Origin of the sequence: Streptomyces sp. NPDC053541, from assembly GCF_044544705.1 — a bacterium.
In the GTDB taxonomy this organism is placed as follows: Bacteria; Actinomycetota; Actinomycetes; order Streptomycetales; family Streptomycetaceae; genus Streptomyces.
The window spans coordinates 105,693-122,320 of record NZ_JBITXM010000009.1 but is presented as its reverse complement, the minus strand read 5'-3'; the positions used below and the strand labels follow the sequence as shown (position 1 = coordinate 122,320).

Annotated in this window: 18 protein-coding genes; 5 read left to right on the top strand and 13 right to left on the bottom strand. The window is 71.8% G+C overall.

All coding sequences use genetic code 11. The annotated features are described in order from the left end of the window. Positions 1-35: 35 nt before the first annotated feature. Positions 36-788: an MBL fold metallo-hydrolase gene (locus ACIGW2_RS23280; RefSeq protein WP_361583116.1), complete on the bottom strand. Its 753-nt coding sequence runs from the start codon at positions 786-788 to the stop codon at positions 36-38. 200 nt (positions 789-988) lie between these two features. Here ACIGW2_RS23280 and ACIGW2_RS23275 point away from each other — a divergent pair, with 200 nt between their 5' ends. Further along, a complete protein-coding gene (locus ACIGW2_RS23275) occupies positions 989-1,507 on the top strand; it encodes a type II toxin-antitoxin system PemK/MazF family toxin (RefSeq protein WP_391655699.1) in 519 nt (172 codons plus the stop codon). A gap of 49 nt (positions 1,508-1,556) precedes the next feature. On the opposite strand, the gene ACIGW2_RS23270 is transcribed toward ACIGW2_RS23275, so the two are convergent. The 7 genes from ACIGW2_RS23270 to clpS all read right to left on the bottom strand — a co-directional run bounded on the left by ACIGW2_RS23270 (position 1,557) and on the right by clpS (position 6,333). Continuing rightward, a complete protein-coding gene (locus tag ACIGW2_RS23270) occupies positions 1,557-2,507 on the bottom strand; it encodes a cysteine synthase (RefSeq protein ID WP_361583110.1) in 951 nt (316 codons plus the stop codon). A 14-nt stretch (positions 2,508-2,521) separates the two neighbouring features. Next, on the bottom strand, positions 2,522-2,800 hold the full coding sequence (locus ACIGW2_RS23265) for a MoaD/ThiS family protein (protein ID WP_356074708.1): 279 nt from the start codon (positions 2,798-2,800) through the stop codon (positions 2,522-2,524). Between the two features lie 101 nt (positions 2,801-2,901). Next, positions 2,902-3,018, bottom strand: a complete 117-nt coding sequence (locus ACIGW2_RS23260; RefSeq protein ID WP_356074711.1) for a putative leader peptide — start codon at positions 3,016-3,018, stop codon at positions 2,902-2,904. A 108-nt stretch (positions 3,019-3,126) separates the two neighbouring features. Further along, a complete protein-coding gene (locus tag ACIGW2_RS23255; protein WP_361583106.1) occupies positions 3,127-3,552 on the bottom strand; it encodes a M67 family metallopeptidase in 426 nt (141 codons plus the stop codon). Between the two features lie 84 nt (positions 3,553-3,636). Continuing rightward, the gene (locus ACIGW2_RS23250) at positions 3,637-5,097 is read right to left on the bottom strand and encodes an amino acid permease (RefSeq protein WP_361583104.1); all 1,461 of its coding nucleotides are present in this window, start codon (positions 5,095-5,097) and stop codon (positions 3,637-3,639) included. 337 nt (positions 5,098-5,434) lie between these two features. Further along, positions 5,435-6,019: a DUF2017 domain-containing protein gene (locus tag ACIGW2_RS23245; RefSeq protein WP_399845501.1), complete on the bottom strand. Its 585-nt coding sequence runs from the start codon at positions 6,017-6,019 to the stop codon at positions 5,435-5,437. Continuing rightward, entirely contained in the window at positions 6,019-6,333 is a 315-nt protein-coding gene (gene clpS / locus ACIGW2_RS23240) for an ATP-dependent Clp protease adapter ClpS (protein ID WP_361583099.1), read from the bottom strand. The genes ACIGW2_RS23245 and clpS overlap by 1 nt, the downstream gene beginning before the upstream one ends. A 105-nt stretch (positions 6,334-6,438) precedes the next feature. Between clpS and ACIGW2_RS23235 the strand changes: the two genes are divergently transcribed. Together ACIGW2_RS23235 and ACIGW2_RS23230 are read left to right on the top strand one after the other, a co-directional pair. Then, positions 6,439-7,767 (top strand): nicotinate phosphoribosyltransferase, encoded by a 1,329-nt coding sequence (locus tag ACIGW2_RS23235; RefSeq protein ID WP_391655701.1) that lies wholly within the window; start codon positions 6,439-6,441, stop codon positions 7,765-7,767. 90 nt (positions 7,768-7,857) lie between these two features. Next, a complete protein-coding gene (locus ACIGW2_RS23230; protein ID WP_399845498.1) occupies positions 7,858-8,451 on the top strand; it encodes an isochorismatase family protein in 594 nt (197 codons plus the stop codon). A gap of 44 nt (positions 8,452-8,495) precedes the next feature. On the opposite strand, the gene ACIGW2_RS23225 is transcribed toward ACIGW2_RS23230, so the two are convergent. Both ACIGW2_RS23225 and ACIGW2_RS23220 read right to left on the bottom strand, forming a co-directional pair. Next, positions 8,496-8,798 carry a hypothetical protein gene (locus ACIGW2_RS23225; RefSeq protein ID WP_356074726.1) on the bottom strand — a complete coding sequence of 101 codons (303 nt, stop codon included), beginning with the start codon at positions 8,796-8,798 and terminating at the stop codon, positions 8,496-8,498. Between the two features lie 166 nt (positions 8,799-8,964). Continuing rightward, positions 8,965-11,379: an immune inhibitor A domain-containing protein gene (locus ACIGW2_RS23220; protein ID WP_391655702.1), complete on the bottom strand. Its 2,415-nt coding sequence runs from the start codon at positions 11,377-11,379 to the stop codon at positions 8,965-8,967. 332 nt (positions 11,380-11,711) lie between these two features. Between ACIGW2_RS23220 and ACIGW2_RS23215 the strand changes: the two genes are divergently transcribed. Beyond that, a complete protein-coding gene (locus ACIGW2_RS23215) occupies positions 11,712-11,984 on the top strand; it encodes a hypothetical protein (RefSeq protein WP_391655703.1) in 273 nt (90 codons plus the stop codon). A 38-nt stretch (positions 11,985-12,022) separates the two neighbouring features. Here ACIGW2_RS23215 and ACIGW2_RS23210 read toward each other — a convergent pair whose 3' ends face one another. After that, complete coding sequence (locus ACIGW2_RS23210) at positions 12,023-12,763, bottom strand: RDD family protein (RefSeq protein ID WP_391655704.1); 741 nt, start codon at positions 12,761-12,763, stop codon at positions 12,023-12,025. Between the two features lie 47 nt (positions 12,764-12,810). Beyond that, on the bottom strand, positions 12,811-14,301 hold the full coding sequence (locus ACIGW2_RS23205) for an RDD family protein (protein ID WP_391655705.1): 1,491 nt from the start codon (positions 14,299-14,301) through the stop codon (positions 12,811-12,813). Positions 14,302-14,633: 332 nt separating this feature from the next. Between ACIGW2_RS23205 and ACIGW2_RS23200 the strand changes: the two genes are divergently transcribed. After that, entirely contained in the window at positions 14,634-15,128 is a 495-nt protein-coding gene (locus ACIGW2_RS23200; RefSeq protein WP_356074738.1) for an SsgA family sporulation/cell division regulator, read from the top strand. Positions 15,129-15,208: 80 nt separating this feature from the next. Here ACIGW2_RS23200 and ACIGW2_RS23195 read toward each other — a convergent pair whose 3' ends face one another. Continuing rightward, the gene (locus tag ACIGW2_RS23195; RefSeq protein ID WP_391655706.1) at positions 15,209-16,600 is read right to left on the bottom strand and encodes an FAD-binding oxidoreductase; all 1,392 of its coding nucleotides are present in this window, start codon (positions 16,598-16,600) and stop codon (positions 15,209-15,211) included. Between the last annotated feature and the right edge of the window lie 28 nt (positions 16,601-16,628).

Here is a 16,628-nt window from a genome sequence, read left to right as displayed (position 1 = left end):
GGAACCGCACGGTTCCGGGCCCCTTCGCGTGGTTCTCAGACCTCGTACACCGCGCCCGTCCGCGCCAGCTCCGCCGGGCCGTCGAAGACCTCGCGCGCGTCCGCAAGGTTCCGCTCGCCGTCCGTCCACGGCGGGATGTGGGTGAGCACCAGGCGCCCCACCCCGGCGCGCGCCGCGTGGGCGCCGGCCTCGCGGCCGTTGAGGTGGAGGGCCGGGATGTCCTCCTTGCCGTGGGTGAAGGAGGCCTCGCAGAGGAAGAGGTCGGTGCCCTCCGCCAGCTCGTGCAGGGCGTCGCAGACGCCGGTGTCACCCGAGTAGGTGAGGGAGCGGCCGCCGTGCTCGACCCGGATGCCGAAGGCCTCGACCGGGTGCTGGACCTTCTCCGTGCGCACCCGGAACGGGCCGATCTCGAAGCTGCCGGAGCCGAGTGTCCGGAAGTCGAAGACCTCCCCCATCGCGCCGGGCGTGGGCGTGTCCGCGTACGCCGTGGTCAGCCGCTGCTCCGCGCCCTCGGGGGCGTAGACCGGGAGGGCCGGACATCGGCCACCGTCGTAGCGGTAGTAGCGGGCGACGAAGTAGCCGCACATGTCGATGCAGTGGTCGGCGTGCAGATGGCTGAGGAAGATCGCGTCGAGGTCGTAGAGACCGATGTGGCGCTGCAGCTCGCCGAGGGCGCCGTTGCCCATGTCGAGGAGCAGCCGGAAGCCGTCGGCCTCGACGAGGTAGCTCGAACAGGCCGATTCCGCGGACGGGAACGACCCGGAGCAGCCGACGACGGTGAGCTTCATGGAGCGTGAACCTCCGTGGACGGGTGCGGAAAGCGCGCTGGCGGGGAGGTCGTGCGGGTCTGTCGAGAGTACGGCGCGTGGCGGCCGGTCGCTCCTCCGTGGCGGCCCGTTGTGGGCGAACTCACGGGCTCTGTCACCGGTTCGGATGGATGGTGGGGCCTCGCGGCGGCGCGGCGTGCGCGACGGTACGGTCTTGAGGTATGGACACGTCGTGGTGGCCCGCGCTGGGCGCGGTGGTGGTGCTCGCGCTCGTCGTCGCGCTCGCGTGGGGCTCGCCCCGGAAGGGGTCCGGCGGCGGCCCGGGTCGGTCGGGGCGCCCGGGGCGCCGGCCCGCGGGGCGTACGCGTCCGCCGGCCCGGCCGGCGGGTCCGGGGCGGGCGGCGCCGGAGCGCGGCCGGGCGCCGGAGCGGGTGCCGCGGCCGGGCGAGATCTGGTGGGCGGACGTGCCGTTCGAGGACGGGCCGGGGTCGAAGGACCGGCCGTGTCTGGTGCTCGCGCTGCGCGGGGACTGCGCCCTGGTCGCGAAGATCACCAGCAAGTACCACGACGAGCGGCCGGGGGTGATCGCGCTGCCGCCGGGCTCGGTGGGCGACGCGCAGGGGCGGCCGAGCTTCCTGGAGACGGACGAGCTGCGGGACGTGCCGGTGGGGGAGTTCCGCCGCAGAGTGGGGACGGCGGACCCGGTCGTGTGGGACCAGGTCCGCCATCTGGCGCGCTAGCGACCGCGTACGAGGAGCACGGGGCTCGGGCTCGGGCCCCGTCTCGGGCTCAGGCCCAGAGCTGGCCCTGGACGGTCTCGATCGCCTCTTCGGTCGTCGCGGCCGTGTAGAGGCCGGTGGAGAGGTACTTCCAGCCGCCGTCGGCGACGACGAAGACGATGTCGGCGCTCTCGCCGGCCTTGACGGCCTTGTTGCCGACGCCGATCGCCGCGTGCAGCGCGGCGCCGGTGGAGACGCCCGCGAAGATGCCCTCCTGCTGGAGGAGTTCGCGGGTGCGGGTGACGGCGTCGGCGGAGCCGACGGAGAAGCGGGTGGTGAGCACGGACGCGTCGTACAGCTCCGGCACGAAGCCCTCGTCCAGGTTGCGCAGGCCGTAGACCAGGTCGTCGTAGCGCGGCTCGGCGGCCACGATCCGGACGTCCGGCTTGTGCTCGCGCAGGTAGCGGCCGACGCCCATGAGGGTGCCGGTGGTGCCGAGGCCCGCCACGAAGTGCGTGATGGAGGGCAGGTCGGCGAGGATCTCGGGGCCGGTGGTGGCGTAGTGGGCGCCGGCGTTGTCCGGGTTGCCGTACTGGTAGAGCATCACCCAGTCCGGGTGCTGCCCGGCGAGCTCCTTGGCGACCCGGACGGCGGTGTTGGAGCCGCCGGCGGCGGGGGACGAGATGATCTCGGCGCCCCACATGGCGAGCAGCTGGCGGCGCTCCTCGCTGGTGTTCTCCGGCATGACGCACACGATGCGGTAGCCCTTGAGCCGGGCCGCCATGGCGAGCGAGATGCCGGTGTTGCCGCTGGTGGGTTCGAGGATGGTGCAGCCGGGGGTGAGCCGGCCGTCCTTCTCGGCCTGCTCGATCATGTGGAGCGCGGGGCGGTCCTTGACCGAGCCGGTGGGGTTGCGGTCCTCCAGCTTGGCCCAGATCCGGACGTCGTCCGAGGGGGACAGGCGCGGCAGCCGGACGAGGGGCGTGTTGCCGACCGCCGCCAGCGGGGAGTCGTAGCGCATGGGGACCGGGCCGCTCAGACCATGCCGCCGGCGACGGCCGGCAGGATCGTGACGTTGTCGCCGTCGGCGAGCTTGGTCTCGATGCCGTCGAGGAAGCGCACGTCCTCGTCGTTCAGGTAGACGTTGACGAAGCGGCGGAGCTTGCCGCCGTCGACGATGCGGGCCTCGATCCCGGTGTGGCGCGTCTCCAGGTCGGCGAAGAGCTCGGCGAGGGTGTCGCCCTTGCCCTCGACGGCCTTGGCGCCGTCGGTGTAGGTGCGGAGGATGGTCGGGATGCGGACCTCGATGGCCATGGCGTGGGCTCCTTGGGAGGGGCGGAGTGGCTGGTGGGCGCGCGTACGGCCCCCGCGCGAAGGGGGGTGGTGCAGGGAGGTGCGCTCGGTCGGTCGGGCGCTCAGAGCGCGGCGCGCCGCGGACACATCGCGCTGGCGAGGCGGCACAGGTCGACGTGCAGCCGCGCCACGAGCAGCGGGGTGCCCGGCGTCTCTTCGCTCACGTCGTGGGAAACCATGGGCTCATCGTATCGATTCCCGGTCCGGGTTCCGGAATGTGATCTCACATGACGGACTGATCGCGTTCGCCTGCCGGACCGGACGGCCGCGCCGCACGGCCCGGCCGGCTACGCGTACGCCTCGACGACCTTGACCTCTTCCTCCTCCACCACGCCGTCGACGATGGTGTACGAGCGGAACTGGAAGGGGCCGGCGCCGTCGGTGTCGGCGGTGGAGACCAGGACGTAGTGCGCCTGCGGCTCGTTGGCGTAGGAGATGTCGGTACGGGACGGGTAGGCCTCGGTCGCCGTGTGGGAGTGGTAGATGATCACCGGCTCCTCGTCCCGGTCGTCCATCTCCCGGTAGAGCTTGAGCAGATCGCCGGAGTCGAACTCGTAGAAGGTGGGCGAGCGCGCCGCGTTGAGCATCGGGATGAAGCGCTCGGGGCGGCCGCTGCCGACCGGTCCCGCGACCACGCCGCAGGCCTCGTCGGGGTGGTCCGCGCGGGAGTGTTCCACGATCTGGTCGTACAGGGCACGGGTGATGGTCAGCATGCCGACAGGATAAGCAGACGGGCCGCTCCGTACCGATAAGTGGTACGAAGCGGCCCGGATGCTGAGACCTTGCAGGTCAGAGGGTCACTCGGAGACGGAAGCCGAGGTTCCGGACTCCTTGGTGAAGGCGGCGCCCCCGGGGTTGCGGGCCTTGAGCACCAGGTAGGCGACGGCCAGGATCAGACCCCAGACCGGGGCGCCGTACAGCGCCACGCGGTTGTCCTTGTCCATCGCCATCGTCGTGATGACCATCGCGATGAAGGCGAGCGAGAAGGCGCTGAGCCAGATGCCGCCGGGGGCCTTGAAGGAGGACTGGGGCAGCTCGCCGCGGTCGGCCCGGACCCGGTAGCGGATCTGGCAGATGAGGATGACGATCCAGGCCCACATGCCGGAGATGGTGGCGAAGGAGACGACGTAGTTGAACGCCTCGCCGGGCCACTGGTAGTTGATCCAGACGCCGACCATCATCAGCGCCGCCGAGACGGTGGTGCCGACCAGCGGGGTGCCGGACTTCGTCAGCCGGGTGAAGACCTTCGGGCCCTGGCCGTTGAGCGCGAGGTCGCGCAGCATCCGGCCGGTGGAGTACATGCCCGAGTTGCAGGAGGACAGGGCGGCGGTCAGCACGACGAAGTTGACGATCGCGGCGCCGACGCCGAGGCCCATCTTCTCGAAGGCGGCGACGAACGGGCTGACGCCCGGCTTGAACTCGGTCCACGGGACGACCGAGAGGATCATGATCAGCGCGCCGACGTAGAAGACGGCGATCCGCCACGGCACGGTGTTGATGGCCTTCGGCAGGACCGTCTTCGGGTCCTTGGACTCGCCCGCGGTGACGCCGACCAGCTCGACGGCGAGGAAGGCGAACATGACCATCTGGAGGGTCATCAGGGTCGAGCCGATGCCGTTCTCGCCGGCGAAGAAGCCGCCCAGGTCCCACAGGTGGGTCACGGACGCGGTGTCGCCGGCGTCGGAGAAGCCGAGCGTGAGGATGCCGGCGCAGATCAGGATCATGCCGACGATCGCGGTGACCTTGACCATGGAGAACCAGAACTCGAGCTCACCGAAGAGCTTCACCGAGATCAGGTTGGCGCCGTACAGGATCACCGTGAAGACCAGCGCGGACAGCCACTGCGGGATGTCCCACCAGTACGTCATGTAGGTGGCCGCGGCGGTGACCTCGGTGATGCCGGTGACGACCCAGAAGAGCCAGTACGTCCAGCCGGTCACGAAGCCCGCGAAGGGGCCGATGAACTCGCGGGCGTACTCGGAGAACGAGCCCGAGACCGGGCGGTACATGAGGAGCTCGCCGAGCGCCCGCATGATGAAGAAGATGACCAGGCCCGCGATGGCGTACGCGAGGATCAGGCTGGGCCCGGCGATGGAGATGCCCTTGCCCGCACCCAGGAAGAGACCGGTGCCGATGGCGCCGCCGATCGCGATCATCTGGATCTGGCGGGCGCCGAGTGCCCGGTGATAGCCCTCGCCGGCTGCGGTGTCCGCGGCCTCATTGCCGTCGTGCTGCTGGTCGACCTGCACTGAGGTCATGGTGGTGCGCCTTTCTCCATGCTGATCCGCGCGCCGGCCGCTGGGCCTTCTGCGCTGCGGATCAGGTCCTGATCCCCCCGGATGTGGATGGAGTGCCACCGGCGGTCAGCCGGTCGAAGCGCCCCCGGGAACAGGGGTGGCGTCCCCGGGTGGTCGTGAAGATTTATCACGGCATTCACCGTGATCGACCCTCGCGCGTGTGACCCGCGCCACTCGAAAGGGCGGACAAAAGGGACTCAACAGAGCAAGGAGGACGGTTGGATAACGTATTCGTTATCCGGATTTGAGCGTCCGCTGAGCGAACACCGGCCGGTAACCAGCCGTCGGGGAGCTGTCGCTACGACATGAGCGTCTCGACGAGCGACTCCTGCAGCGCGCCCAGCCAGAGGTACGCCATCACCATCGGCTTGCGCGGATCCTCGTCCGGCAGCCGGTAGAGCTGCTCGCTCTCGTCGTCGTCCGTGACCTCCAGGCGGGTGCCGATGGTCAGCCGGAGGTCGTTGAGCGCGCCGAGCCAGGCCCGGGACTCGTCGGCGGTCAGCTTGAGGACGCCGCCGCCCTCCCCCGCCGCCTCGGAGCTGAGCGCGTCGAGGCTGCGCACCACGGTGTGGGCGTCCTCGCGCTTGCGGGCCCGCAGGTCGTTCTCGGTGAAGCGGCGGAAGTCGGCGGCCGCCTGGCGCAGCTCGTCGGTGTCGTCGCCGTACGCGTCGGGGAAGAGCCGGCGCAGCGCCGGGTCGGCGGGCGGCTCGCTGGGGCCTTCGGCGAACAGCGCGGCCAGCGGGTCGGCGTCCTCGGCCGGCTCGTCGCCGGGGCCGATCAGCTCCATGAGCTGGACGGCGAAGGAGCGCAGGATGGAGATCTCGACCTCGTCGAGCGCGACGGCCGCGCCGCCGCCCGGGACGGCCTCGAAGCGCCCCGCCATCAGCCGCGGTCCTGGGAGAGGGTCGCCCAGAGGCCGTAGCCGTGCATCGCCTGCACGTCCCGTTCCATCTCCTCGCGGGTGCCGCTGGAGACCACCGCGCGGCCCTTGTTGTGCACGTCGAGCATCAGCTTGTGCGCCTTGTCCTTGGAGTAGCCGAAGTACGCCTGGAAGACGTACGTGACATAGCTCATCAGGTTCACCGGGTCGTTGTGCACGAGGGTCACCCACGGCACGTCGGGTTCGACGACGGCGGAGACCTCCTCGGCCGACTCGGTCCGCTCGATCTCGATAGGCGCAACGCTCACTTGTCCCATGCTGCCACCCTTACCGGCCCGTCGCACAAACGGGTCACCTGGGCGGACCCGCGCACCCGGCGAGGGTATTCGTCAAACTGACGAATACCCGCTAGCATTCCTCATATGAACGCTGCGGACCTTGGGCTCCCGGTGGACGTGCCGTCGACCGCGCTCTTCACCGACCAGTACGAGCTGACCATGCTCCAGGCGGCCCTCAGGGCCGGCACCGCGGACCGCAGGTCCGTCTTCGAGGTCTTCACCCGCCGGCTGCCCGAGGGGCGGCGCTACGGCGTGGTGGCGGGCATCGGACGGGTCCTGGACGCGGTCGAGAACTTCCGCTTCGACCCCGCCGTGCTGGGCTTCCTGCGCGAGCGCGGGATCGTCGACGAGCCGACCCTCCAGTGGCTGGCCGGCTACCGCTTCTCCGGCGACATCTGGGGCTACCCCGAGGGCGAGGTGTACTTCCCGGGCTCGCCGATCCTGCGCGTGGAGGGCTCCTTCGCCGAGTGCGTGCTCCTGGAGACGGTGATCCTCTCGATCCTCAACCACGACTCGGCCATCGCTGCCGCCGCCTCCCGGATGTCGGCCGCCGCCGGCGGCCGCCGGCTCATCGAGATGGGCGCCCGGCGCACCCACGAGCTGGCCGCCGTGGCCTGCTCGCGCGCCGCCTACGTGGGCGGCTTCGACTCCACCTCCGACCTCGCGGCCGGCTTCCGCTACGGCATCCCGACGGTGGGCACCTCCGCCCACGCCTTCACCCTGCTGCACGACACCGAGCGGGACGCCTTCCGAGCCCAGGTCGACTCCCTGGGCAGCGGCACCACGCTGCTCGTCGACACCTACGACGTCGCCGAGGCCGTCCGCACCGCCGTCGAGGTGGCCGGGCCCGGGCTCGGGGCCGTCCGCATCGACTCCGGCGACCTGCTGCTCGTCGCCCACCGGGTGCGGGCGCAGCTGGACGAGCTGGGCGCCCGGGACACCAAGATCGTGGTCACCTCGGACCTCGACGAGTACGCCATCGCCTCGCTCGCGGCGGCCCCGGTCGACGCGTACGGGGTGGGCACCCAGCTGGTCACCGGCAGCGGCCACCCGACCTGCTCGATGGTCTACAAGCTGGTCGCCCGGGCCTCCTCGGCCGACCCGAAGGCGCCGCTGACGCCGGTGGCCAAGAAGTCGGTGGGCGGCAAGGCCTCCATCGGCGGCCGCAAGTGGGCGGCCCGCCGCGCGGACGCCGCCGGGGTCGCCGAGGCCGAGGTCGTCGGCACCGGCCAGGTGCCGCCGGAGCTGGTCGACCGGCAGCTGCTCGTCGAGCTGGTCAAGGGCGGTGACGTGGTGGCCCGCGAGCCGCTGGAGGCGGCCCGCGCCCGGCACATCGCGGCCCGCGCCGCGCTCCCGATGTCGGCGATCCAGCTGTCGCGCGGCGAGCCCGTGCTGCCGACGGAATACGTGTAACGCCTCCTGGCGCCCCCTCCCGCCGGGCGGGGGAAGTCTCTAGGCTCGAATCCGACCCCGCCCGCCCCCGTCTCGGCAAGGACACCCGCCATGCACCGCGCATTGATCGTTGTGGACGTACAGAACGACTTCTGCGAGGGCGGCAGCCTCGCGGTGGCCGGGGGCGCCGACGTCGCCGCCGCCGTGACCGAGCTGATCGGCGCGGCCGGCGGGGCCGGCTACCAGCACGTGGTGGCCACCCGCGACCACCACGTGGAGCCGGGCGCCCACTTCTCCGACCACCCGGACTACCTGACCTCCTGGCCGCGGCACTGCGTGGCCGGCACCGAGGGCGTGGGCTTCCACCCGAACTTCGCGCCCGCCGTCGCCGGCGGCGCGATCGACGCCGTCTTCGACAAGGGCGCCTACGAGGCCGCGTACAGCGGTTTCGAGGGCCGCGACGAGAACGGCGACACGCTCGCCGACTGGCTGCGCGCCCGCAAGGTCACCGAGGTGGACGTGGTCGGCATCGCGACCGACCACTGCGTGCGGGCGACCGCCCTGGACGCGGCCCGCGAGGGCTTCCGCACCCAGGTGCTGCTCGACCTGACGGCCGGGGTGGCGAAGGAGTCCACCGACCGGGCCCTTCAGGAGCTGCGCGCGGCGGGCGTCGAGCTCACCGGCAAGCCGATCGTCGCCCCGTAGGGGCCGTAGGGGCCCCTACGGGAGCCCGCTCGGGCCGCCGGGGCTCAGGCCGCCGGGGCCTTCGGCAGGGACCGTATGGGGTGCCACAGCTCCTGGGCGCAGGTGCGCCAGAGCATGCCGTCGGGGTGGTGGAGCACGGCCGTGATCTCGTCCGGGGTGGGCGGCTCGGTGTTGCCCCGGAGGTAGACCGCGCGCAGCCCCAGGTTCCGCAGCCGGGTCAGGGCGCGGGCCCGGTTCGCCGCGTGCACCAGGAAGCGCACGGTGGCCCCGTCGCCGGCCGGGCTGGGCAGTCCGATGGCGACGACGACACTGCCTCCCGGCAGTCTGCAGAACCCTCCGTTGGGCATGCGGAACCACTCCCCCGTGGATCGTTTCCAGCCGACCGTGGGATCGACTGTCAATAAGGTCGTACGACCGAGGCCGTAAGACGCACCTAAACACGATCGGCCGCCGCCCGCTAGAGGGCGACGGCCGATCATGCTCTGACCTGCGAAGACGCAGGAGAATTGAGTGTTACTTCACCGAGGGGCCGACCTGGACCGTGACGGTCTGGCCGTCCTTCGGCTCCTTCACGACCTGGATCTTGGTGTTGGTGTCAGTTACCTGGACACCGGCGCGCGGGTTCTCGGCGAACCAGTACACGCCCTTCTTGTCGTCGAAGACCGGGTTGCCGGCCTGCGACGGGACCCACGTCGGCTCGCCCTTGAGGTGCAGCTGGAAGCCGTCGGTGCGGGCGATGGTGAACGGCGAGTCGTAGGCCTGGACGCGGTTGCGCATCAGGCTGCCGTCACGCCACTTCAGCGGGCTCGGGTGCGAGTCGATCGGGAGGATCAGACCCTGGCCCGGGTGCTGGGAGGTGTTGTTGTCCTTCTGGGACAGGTCCCACTTCCAGATCAGCAGGCCGTTCTGGTACGCGTAGTGCTCGACCCAGCTGGCCTTGTCACCGGTGAAGCCGAAGTTGTACGGGCCGACCTTGAGGGTCTTGTCGTACGAGACGTACTGGCGGTTCTCCGCGATGTAGTACTGCTCGTACTCCTTCGTGAAGCCCTTGCCGATGCGCGAGAAGCCCTTGCGGACCCAGCCGTTGTCACCGTTCTCGGCGTTGTCCGAGAAGACGGTGGCGCCGTCGGCGGTCAGCGTGATGGCGTCGGCCGCGAAGCCCTTGCCGCCCGCGCCGCCGTCCGTCTGGTAGCGGAAGCGGAGGTCGAACTTCTTGCCCGCGTAGGCGCCGAGGTCGTAGACCAGCTTCTGGTACGCGCCGGAGGCACCGGTCAGGGCCGGGGCGCCGGAGGCGTCCTTCTGGATCGGCTTGCCGTCGGCGGTGCCGTCGAGGGCGGTCCAGTTGGCGCCGCCGTCGGTGGAGACCTCGGCGTACAGGTAGTCGTAGTCCTGCTCGATGTCGTACCAGCCCTGGAGCTCCAGGGAGGCCGCGCTCTTGCCGGTCAGGTCGACGGGGCGGGTCAGGGTGTTCTTGAGGTCGTCACCCATGTCGCTCCACCACTGGGTGGCACCCTCGGCGGGGGCCACGACGTCGGTGGTGACGGCCTTCTTCGGCAGCTCGACGAGGAGCGCCTGCGGCAGCTTGGTGTTGTACTCCGAGACGCCCAGCTTGTGGGTGGTCTTGGTGCCGCGCTGCCAGTCGTTGACCTTGGCGTAGTTCAGCCAGCCGAGCTGGAGCTTGTCCCAGGCGTTCATGTCGCCGGGGAGGTCGCCGATCGCGTCCTTGCCGGTGCCGAGCCACGAGCCGGAGGACATGAGCGTCCAGAAGCCGGTCGAGTTCTCGCCGCCCGCGGTGTCGTAGTGGTCCGGCAGACCGAGGTCGTGGCCGTACTCGTGGGCGAAGACGCCGAGGCCGCCGTTCTCCGGCTGCATCGTGTAGTCGCCGACCCAGATGCCCGAGTTGCCGATCTGGGTGCCGCCGGCCTTGTTGTTCGCCGGGCCGGTCTTGCCGGCGTCGGTGCCGTAGGCGTACCAGCGGTGGGCCCACAGGGCGTTCTTGCCCTCGGCGCCGCCGCCGGCCGACTCGTCCTCGCCCGCGTGGACGATCTGGAAGTGGTCGATGTAGCCGTCGGGCTCGTTGAAGTTGCCGTCGGCGTCGAAGTCGTAGCGGTCCCACTGGTCGTACTGCGCCAGGGTCGCCTTGATCTCGGCGTCGGTCTTGCCCTTGGCCTTCTGGTCGGCGTTCCAGGCCACGAGACCGTCGCGCACGGTGTCCCACACGTTGGCGCAGTTGGTCTGGCCGCAGTAGTTGGAGCCGTAACGGGCCTCGTTGTACGGGACCTTGACCCAGTCGGAGACCTGGCCGTCGACCGAGTAGCGGCCGGAGGAGGTCTTCTCGTAGTAGGTCTTCAGGGACTGCTTGGGCTGGCCCTTGGCGTCCTTGCCGGTACCGAAGTACAGGTCCTGGAAGTGCTGCTGGTTGTAGTCCGCCTGCCAGGCCGTCGAGTTGTCGACGGCGCGGTCGGGCTGGGCTATGGAGTTGTGCAGCGGGCCGGGCGTGCCGCCGTACTTCGGCTTGAGCTCCGGCGTGTCGTCGTCCTTGCGGTCGACCAGGGTGGTGTTGTCCACCTGGTCGCCGAACTCGACGAGGATGGTGAAGATCTTGTCGGTCTTCTCGCGGGCCAGCTCGACGTACTTCTTGTTGTCGAGCTTGACCACCTGAGAGCCGTTCCGGCGCTCGACCTTGGTCTCGCCGTTGAGCACCTGCTCGATGGCGGCCTCGCGCTGCTGCGCCTGCTGCTTGCTGAACGGACCGTCGAGGTCGTGGTCGACCGTGGTCTTGTCAACGGCGTTCGCCCGGGCCGCGGTGGCGGCCTGCGCGGGCGTCGTCTCGTCGGCCCACGCGGTGAAGGTCGAGGCGGTGGCGGCGGTGGCCGCGAGGGCCACCACGATCGCCGACGCGCGGATCGCCCGTCGTCTGTTGGTCACTTGTTTCTGTCCTCCCCGGCGCACCTCGTACGGCGGATCGGAGGTGGGGTGTCCGCCGGACGGGTGACGCGTCACAAGTGACGACATTCGACCGGAGTTGAAGCAGAAAAGACAGATCTTGACTTGGACAGGCCAAGTGCACTATGTGCAAGTCACCCACCGATAGTCGAACATCGAACGAACATCCGTCGCCCGCATATGCGACATGACCGTGCGCCCCTGCGCCCCCCGTGCATCCCGACGTGAGTAAGGCCATGCTTGGTTCCGCCGCCGCCGGGCATCCACCGTCATAGAGTCGCACTCGCCACGCGCCCCGAGGGACGGACACCGCCATGCAGCGACCGAACGCCGCACAGTACGCCACCGGTTCGGCCACCGTCGTGCTCTCGACCGTCGCCCTGCTGCTCCTCTCCGGCACCACCACGGCGCTCGGCGTCGCGGTGATCTGCGCCGCGGGCCTCTTCCTGGGCGTGCTGGTCGCGGTGACCATGCCGGTGCGCGCCCGGCACGTCAAGACCTCCGGCGCCGACCGGTCCGGGGAGACGCAGATCCGGGTGCCCGCCGCGCCCGTGGGGGCGGGGGCGGACACCCGGATCGGTTCCTGACGGCGGCCGGCGCCGCCGGCACGGACGGCGCGGTCGGCTCAGTGCGGCACCGAGACCACGACCGTCTTCGCCGCCTTGTCGTGCAGGCCCTGTTTGTACGGCTTGTCCACGAGGATGAGGACCAGCAGGAGCAGCGGCCACAGACACGCGCAGCAGATGAGGGCCGGCAGCCAGAGCACCACCGCGCGGACGAGCGAGGCGTTCATCGGCGGTGTGGAGCCGTCGTTGAGCATCGCGACCCGCAGCTTCATCCACTTCTTGCCGAGGGTCTGGCCGTTCTTGGCGACCATGACGGCGTCGTACGCGACGTACGCGACGATGGTGATGAGCTGGAAGACCAGCTGCCCGCCGCCGTTGAGGCTGTTGACGGTGTCGTCCCAGTCGTTGCCGTCCCCGGCGCGGTCGTAGACCTTGAACGGGATGCCGATGACCGCCAGCGGCACGGCGATGATCAGCCAGTCGATGACCCGGGCGGCGATGCGCTTGCCGGACTCGGCGAGCGGCGGCATCCCGGCGAGCGGATCGGCCCCGCCGTACGGGCCGCCACCGTAGGGGCCGCCACCGTAGGGGCCGCCACCCCCGCCTCCGGAGGGGCCGCCGCCTCCCCCGTACGGGTCACCCCCGTATGGGCCGCCGCCTCCGCCGCCGTACGAGGGGGGCGGCGGGGGCGTCCGGTCGTACGGGTTCCCCGGCGGCGGCTCCTGCGGGGGTCCCTTGCGGAACGGGTCGTCGTCGGGCGGCGGCTGACCGGGAGGCGGCGGCGGCTGGTCGTTGCTCATGGGGGCAGTGCACCCCGGGCACCGGGCCCCCGCAATCCGGACGGGCCCTACCGGGCGACGAAGGTGCCGGCCGCCTTGTCGTGCCAGCACTGGCGCCACGGACGGTCGAAGAGGCACCAGACGACGTTGAACAGGCCCACGCCGAGCAGCCCGAGCACGCCGTAGACCAGCCAGCGGCGCAACGCGGCGCCGAAGGTGGGCGGCTGGTGGCCCTCGATGTCCCGGACCTCGATCCCGCACAGCTTCTTGCCGAGCGTGCGGCCCCACTTGGCGGTGGGCAGCGCCTCGTACAGCGTGCCGAGGACGAGGAAGGCGGCGAGCACGATGCCGAACTGCACCGAGGTGGTGCCGTCGACCAGCCACACCTGCACGGTGACACCGGTCTGCCGGGCGGCCTCGATCTTCTCCTCGATGTGCTCGATCGCGGCGGTGACGAAGGGGTACGACACGGCGCCGACCAGCGCCCCGAGCACCGCGCCGTCCACCAGGCGGGCCAGCAGCCGCCGTCCGAGCCCGGCGGGCCGCGCGGCGGCCTGGGCCCGCGCCGCCGCCTGGAACACGTCGTCGACCGGCGGCTTCCACGGCACCACGGGCTGCTGCGGGTCCTGCGCGGCGGGCGCGGGGCCGGGAACGGGACCGGGGGCCGGCGAGGGCGCCGGCGCCGGGACCGCCGGGTGGGCGCTCTGCGGGGTCCACGCGGCCGGGGCGGGCGCGGGTGCCGGAGCCGGTGCCGGGGAGGGGGCGACCGGCGCGGGGGTGACCGGCATGCCGCCGAGGCGCGCGGCGGGGGCGACCGGGGCGGGGGCCGGAACCGGGGCCGGGGTGGCCGGGCGCTGCTCGGGGACGGAGCCACCGGCCTCCGGCCACGCGGGCGCGGGGTTCTGAGCGGGCGTCCGGTCGGCGACCGGGGCCGCCGGGGCCTGCGACCGCGGCGGGTGCGGGGTCTTGGGCCGGTCAGCGGGGGCCGGGGCCGGGTCCTCCGCGGGCGCGGCGGCCGTCGCCGGGTCGCGGCGCATCGAGACCCCGCCGCCGGAGCCGGCGGCCGGCCAGGCCGCCGCGGCGCGCGGATCGGCGGAGTCGGCGGCGGAGTGGGCGGCGGGAGCGGGGCCGGCCGGCGCGGCGGGCCGCGGCTCGTCCTGACCGCCGCCGACGCCCCACGAGACCTTCTGGTCGCGCTCGCCGCCGAAGCCGGTCTGCCGGGAGGTGCTGGCCTGCCAGGCGGAGGCGGGCTCCTGGGGAGCGGAGCCGGCGGGTTCCGGTTCGTCGTCGAGGAAGACCGGGCCGGTCTCCTCGACGGCCGGGACCGCGGGCGGTACCGCGGCCGCCGGGACCTGCGGCGCCGGGGCCGGGCTCGGGGCCACCTGCGGGGCGGCGGGCACCGGCGGGGCGGGCGGCGTCTCGCCCTCCTTGGGCGCGGGCCGGCTCGTGCCGGGCACCCACGCGCCGCCGTTCCAGAAGCGGATGTACCCGGGAATCGACGGGTCCGGGTAGTAGCCCGCCTGCGGTACCTCTCCGCCGCCTCCAGGTGGAGTAGCCACTGCCCCGACTCCGTTCAGTCACAACGCCGTTGATCCGCCCGGGCCGCGCGGGGTCCTCGCCGACCGCGCCGCGTCCCAGGGAGGACAGTAACGAAGAACGCCGCCGCAGGGAGAAGGAGCCCGCGAGAAAGCCCGCCTTCGAGCGACACCCCCGGATTTTCGTCACGCACGGTGATCCTCGGGCCCTACCCAGGAGGCCCGGAAAAAATTCCTCGGAAAATTTCCCGAAGTCGCGTAATGAACCCGGCCGACCCCTCTCTCTCCCCGTGCAGGCCCACCGCGGGCCCGCACGGGAGACCCCCGAGAGCACGTCACGAGAGAGGCGGCCCGCCATGCAGAACACCGACAACAACAACGTGGTCGAGCGCGAGCTGGAGCTGAAGCTGGTGCTGTCCCCGGAGCGCTCGGTGCCGGTGCCGGCCCGGCTCGCCTACCGGGTGGACGACCCCTACGCCGTCCACATCACCTTCCACATCGGCTCCGAGCACCCGGTCAACTGGACCTTCGCCCGCGAGCTGCTCGTCGAGGGCGTCTTCCGGCCCTGTGGCCACGGGGACGTGCGGATCTGGCCGACCAAGGTCGACGGCCGCAACGTCATCCTGATGGCGCTGTCCTCCCCCGACGGCGACGCGCTCCTGGAGGCCCCGTCCGCGCAGGTGTCCGCCTGGCTGGAGCGGACCCTGCGGGTGGTCCCGCCGGGCACCGAGACCGAGCAGCTCGGCATCGACGACGGCCTGGCCGAACTGCTCGCCACCACCGTGGTGGCGGACGAGCTGTGGCTGCGCGACCCGTGGCCGTCGGACGAGTCCACCGACGGTGAGCTGTGAGCCCGGCGGGACGGCCGGAGGCGGCCCCTGAGGCGGAACCCGCGGTGGTTCCCGTACGGGACCGGGCCCGCACCCCGGTCTCAGAAGAGCTTGCCCGGGTTCAGCAGCCCCAGCGGGTCGAAGGTCGCCTTGATCCCGCGCTGCAGCTCCACACCCACCGGGCCGAGCTCCCGCGCCAGCCACTCCTTCTTCAGCACGCCCACCCCGTGCTCGCCGGTGATCGTGCCGCCGAGCGCGAGCCCGAGCGCCATGATCTCGTCGAAGGACGCGCGCGCCCGGCGCGACTCGTCCTCGTCGGTGTGGTCGAAGCAGACGACGGGATGGGTGTTGCCGTCGCCGGCGTGCGCGCAGACCCCGATGGTCAGCCCGTACCTCCCGGCGATCTCCGCCGTGCCCGTGAGCATCTCGGCCAGCCGGGTGCGCGGCACGCACACGTCGTCGATCATCGTGGCGGACTTGATCGTCTCCAGGGCCGTGAGCGAGAGCCGGCGGGCCTGGAGGAGCAGTTCGGACTCGGCGGCGTCCTCGGCGGGCACGACCTCGGTGGCCCCGGCGGCCCGGCACAGCTCCGCCACCGCGGCCAGGTCGGCGGCCGGGTCGGGGGTGTCGAAGGCGCACAGCAGCAGCGCCTCGGTGGTGTCGGGCAGCCCCATGTGCGCGAGCCGGTTGACCGCCCGGACGGTGGTGCCGTCCATCAGTTCGAGCAGCGAGGGGGTGTGGCCGCGCTCCATGATCGCGCACACGGCCGCACAGGCCGCCTCCGCCGAGGGGAACTCGGCGGCCAGCGCGAGCTGCGCGGGCGGCTGCGGCTTGAGCGCGAGCACGGCGCCGACGACGATGCCGAGCGTCCCCTCGGAGCCCACGAACAGCCGGGTCAGGTCGTACCCGGCGACGCCCTTGGCGGTGCGCCGCCCGGTGCGCAGGAGCCGCCCGTCGGCCAGGACCACGTCGAGCCCGAGCACGTACTCGGCGGTGACCCCGTACTTCACGCAGCACAGCCCGCCGGACGCGGTGCCGATGTTGCCGCCGATGGTGCACGACTCCCAGCTGGAGGGGTCCGGCGGGTAGTACAGGCCGTGCTCGGCGACGGTCCGGGACAGCACGGCGTTGACGACGCCCGGCTCCACCACGGCGATCCGGTCGACCGGGTCGATCTCCAGGATGCGGTCCATCCGGACGAGCGAGAGCACGATGCAGCCCTCGGAGGCGTTCGCCGCCCCCGACAGACCGGTCCGCGCGCCCTGCGGCACGACGGGCACGCGCAGTTCGGTCGCGGTGCGCATGACGTGCCGGACCTGTTCGACGGTGCGCGGGAGCACGACGGCCGCGGGGGTGCCGGCCGTGCAGAAACTCGCCATGTCGCGCGCGTAGGAGGCGGTGACGTCCGGGTCGGTGAGCACCGCCTCGGCGGGGAGCCCGGCGCGCAGGGCCTCGTGGAGCTTCCGAAGGTGCGGCTTCTGAAGATCGTCCATGGCTCCAGCGTGGCACTCGGGGCCATCG

Bases quoted from the DNA above. Each gene is read 5' to 3' on its own strand.
- ACIGW2_RS23280 (WP_361583116.1), bottom strand. From the start codon at position 788: ATGAAGCTCACCGTCGTCGGCTGCTCCGGGTCGTTCCCGTCCGCGGAA.
- ACIGW2_RS23275 (WP_391655699.1), top strand. From the start codon at position 989: ATGGACACGTCGTGGTGGCCCGCGCTGGGCGCGGTGGTGGTGCTCGCG.
- ACIGW2_RS23270 (WP_361583110.1), bottom strand. From the start codon at position 2,507: ATGCGCTACGACTCCCCGCTGGCGGCGGTCGGCAACACGCCCCTCGTC.
- ACIGW2_RS23265 (WP_356074708.1), bottom strand. From the start codon at position 2,800: ATGGCCATCGAGGTCCGCATCCCGACCATCCTCCGCACCTACACCGAC.
- ACIGW2_RS23260 (WP_356074711.1), bottom strand. From the start codon at position 3,018: ATGGTTTCCCACGACGTGAGCGAAGAGACGCCGGGCACCCCGCTGCTC.
- ACIGW2_RS23255 (WP_361583106.1), bottom strand. From the start codon at position 3,552: ATGCTGACCATCACCCGTGCCCTGTACGACCAGATCGTGGAACACTCC.
- ACIGW2_RS23250 (WP_361583104.1), bottom strand. From the start codon at position 5,097: ATGACCTCAGTGCAGGTCGACCAGCAGCACGACGGCAATGAGGCCGCG.
- ACIGW2_RS23245 (WP_399845501.1), bottom strand. From the start codon at position 6,019: ATGGCGGGGCGCTTCGAGGCCGTCCCGGGCGGCGGCGCGGCCGTCGCG.
- clpS (WP_361583099.1), bottom strand. From the start codon at position 6,333: ATGGGACAAGTGAGCGTTGCGCCTATCGAGATCGAGCGGACCGAGTCG.
- ACIGW2_RS23235 (WP_391655701.1), top strand. From the start codon at position 6,439: ATGAACGCTGCGGACCTTGGGCTCCCGGTGGACGTGCCGTCGACCGCG.
- ACIGW2_RS23230 (WP_399845498.1), top strand. From the start codon at position 7,858: ATGCACCGCGCATTGATCGTTGTGGACGTACAGAACGACTTCTGCGAG.
- ACIGW2_RS23225 (WP_356074726.1), bottom strand. From the start codon at position 8,798: ATGCCCAACGGAGGGTTCTGCAGACTGCCGGGAGGCAGTGTCGTCGTC.
- ACIGW2_RS23215 (WP_391655703.1), top strand. From the start codon at position 11,712: ATGCAGCGACCGAACGCCGCACAGTACGCCACCGGTTCGGCCACCGTC.
- ACIGW2_RS23210 (WP_391655704.1), bottom strand. From the start codon at position 12,763: ATGAGCAACGACCAGCCGCCGCCGCCTCCCGGTCAGCCGCCGCCCGAC.
- ACIGW2_RS23200 (WP_356074738.1), top strand. From the start codon at position 14,634: ATGCAGAACACCGACAACAACAACGTGGTCGAGCGCGAGCTGGAGCTG.
- ACIGW2_RS23195 (WP_391655706.1), bottom strand. From the start codon at position 16,600: ATGGACGATCTTCAGAAGCCGCACCTTCGGAAGCTCCACGAGGCCCTG.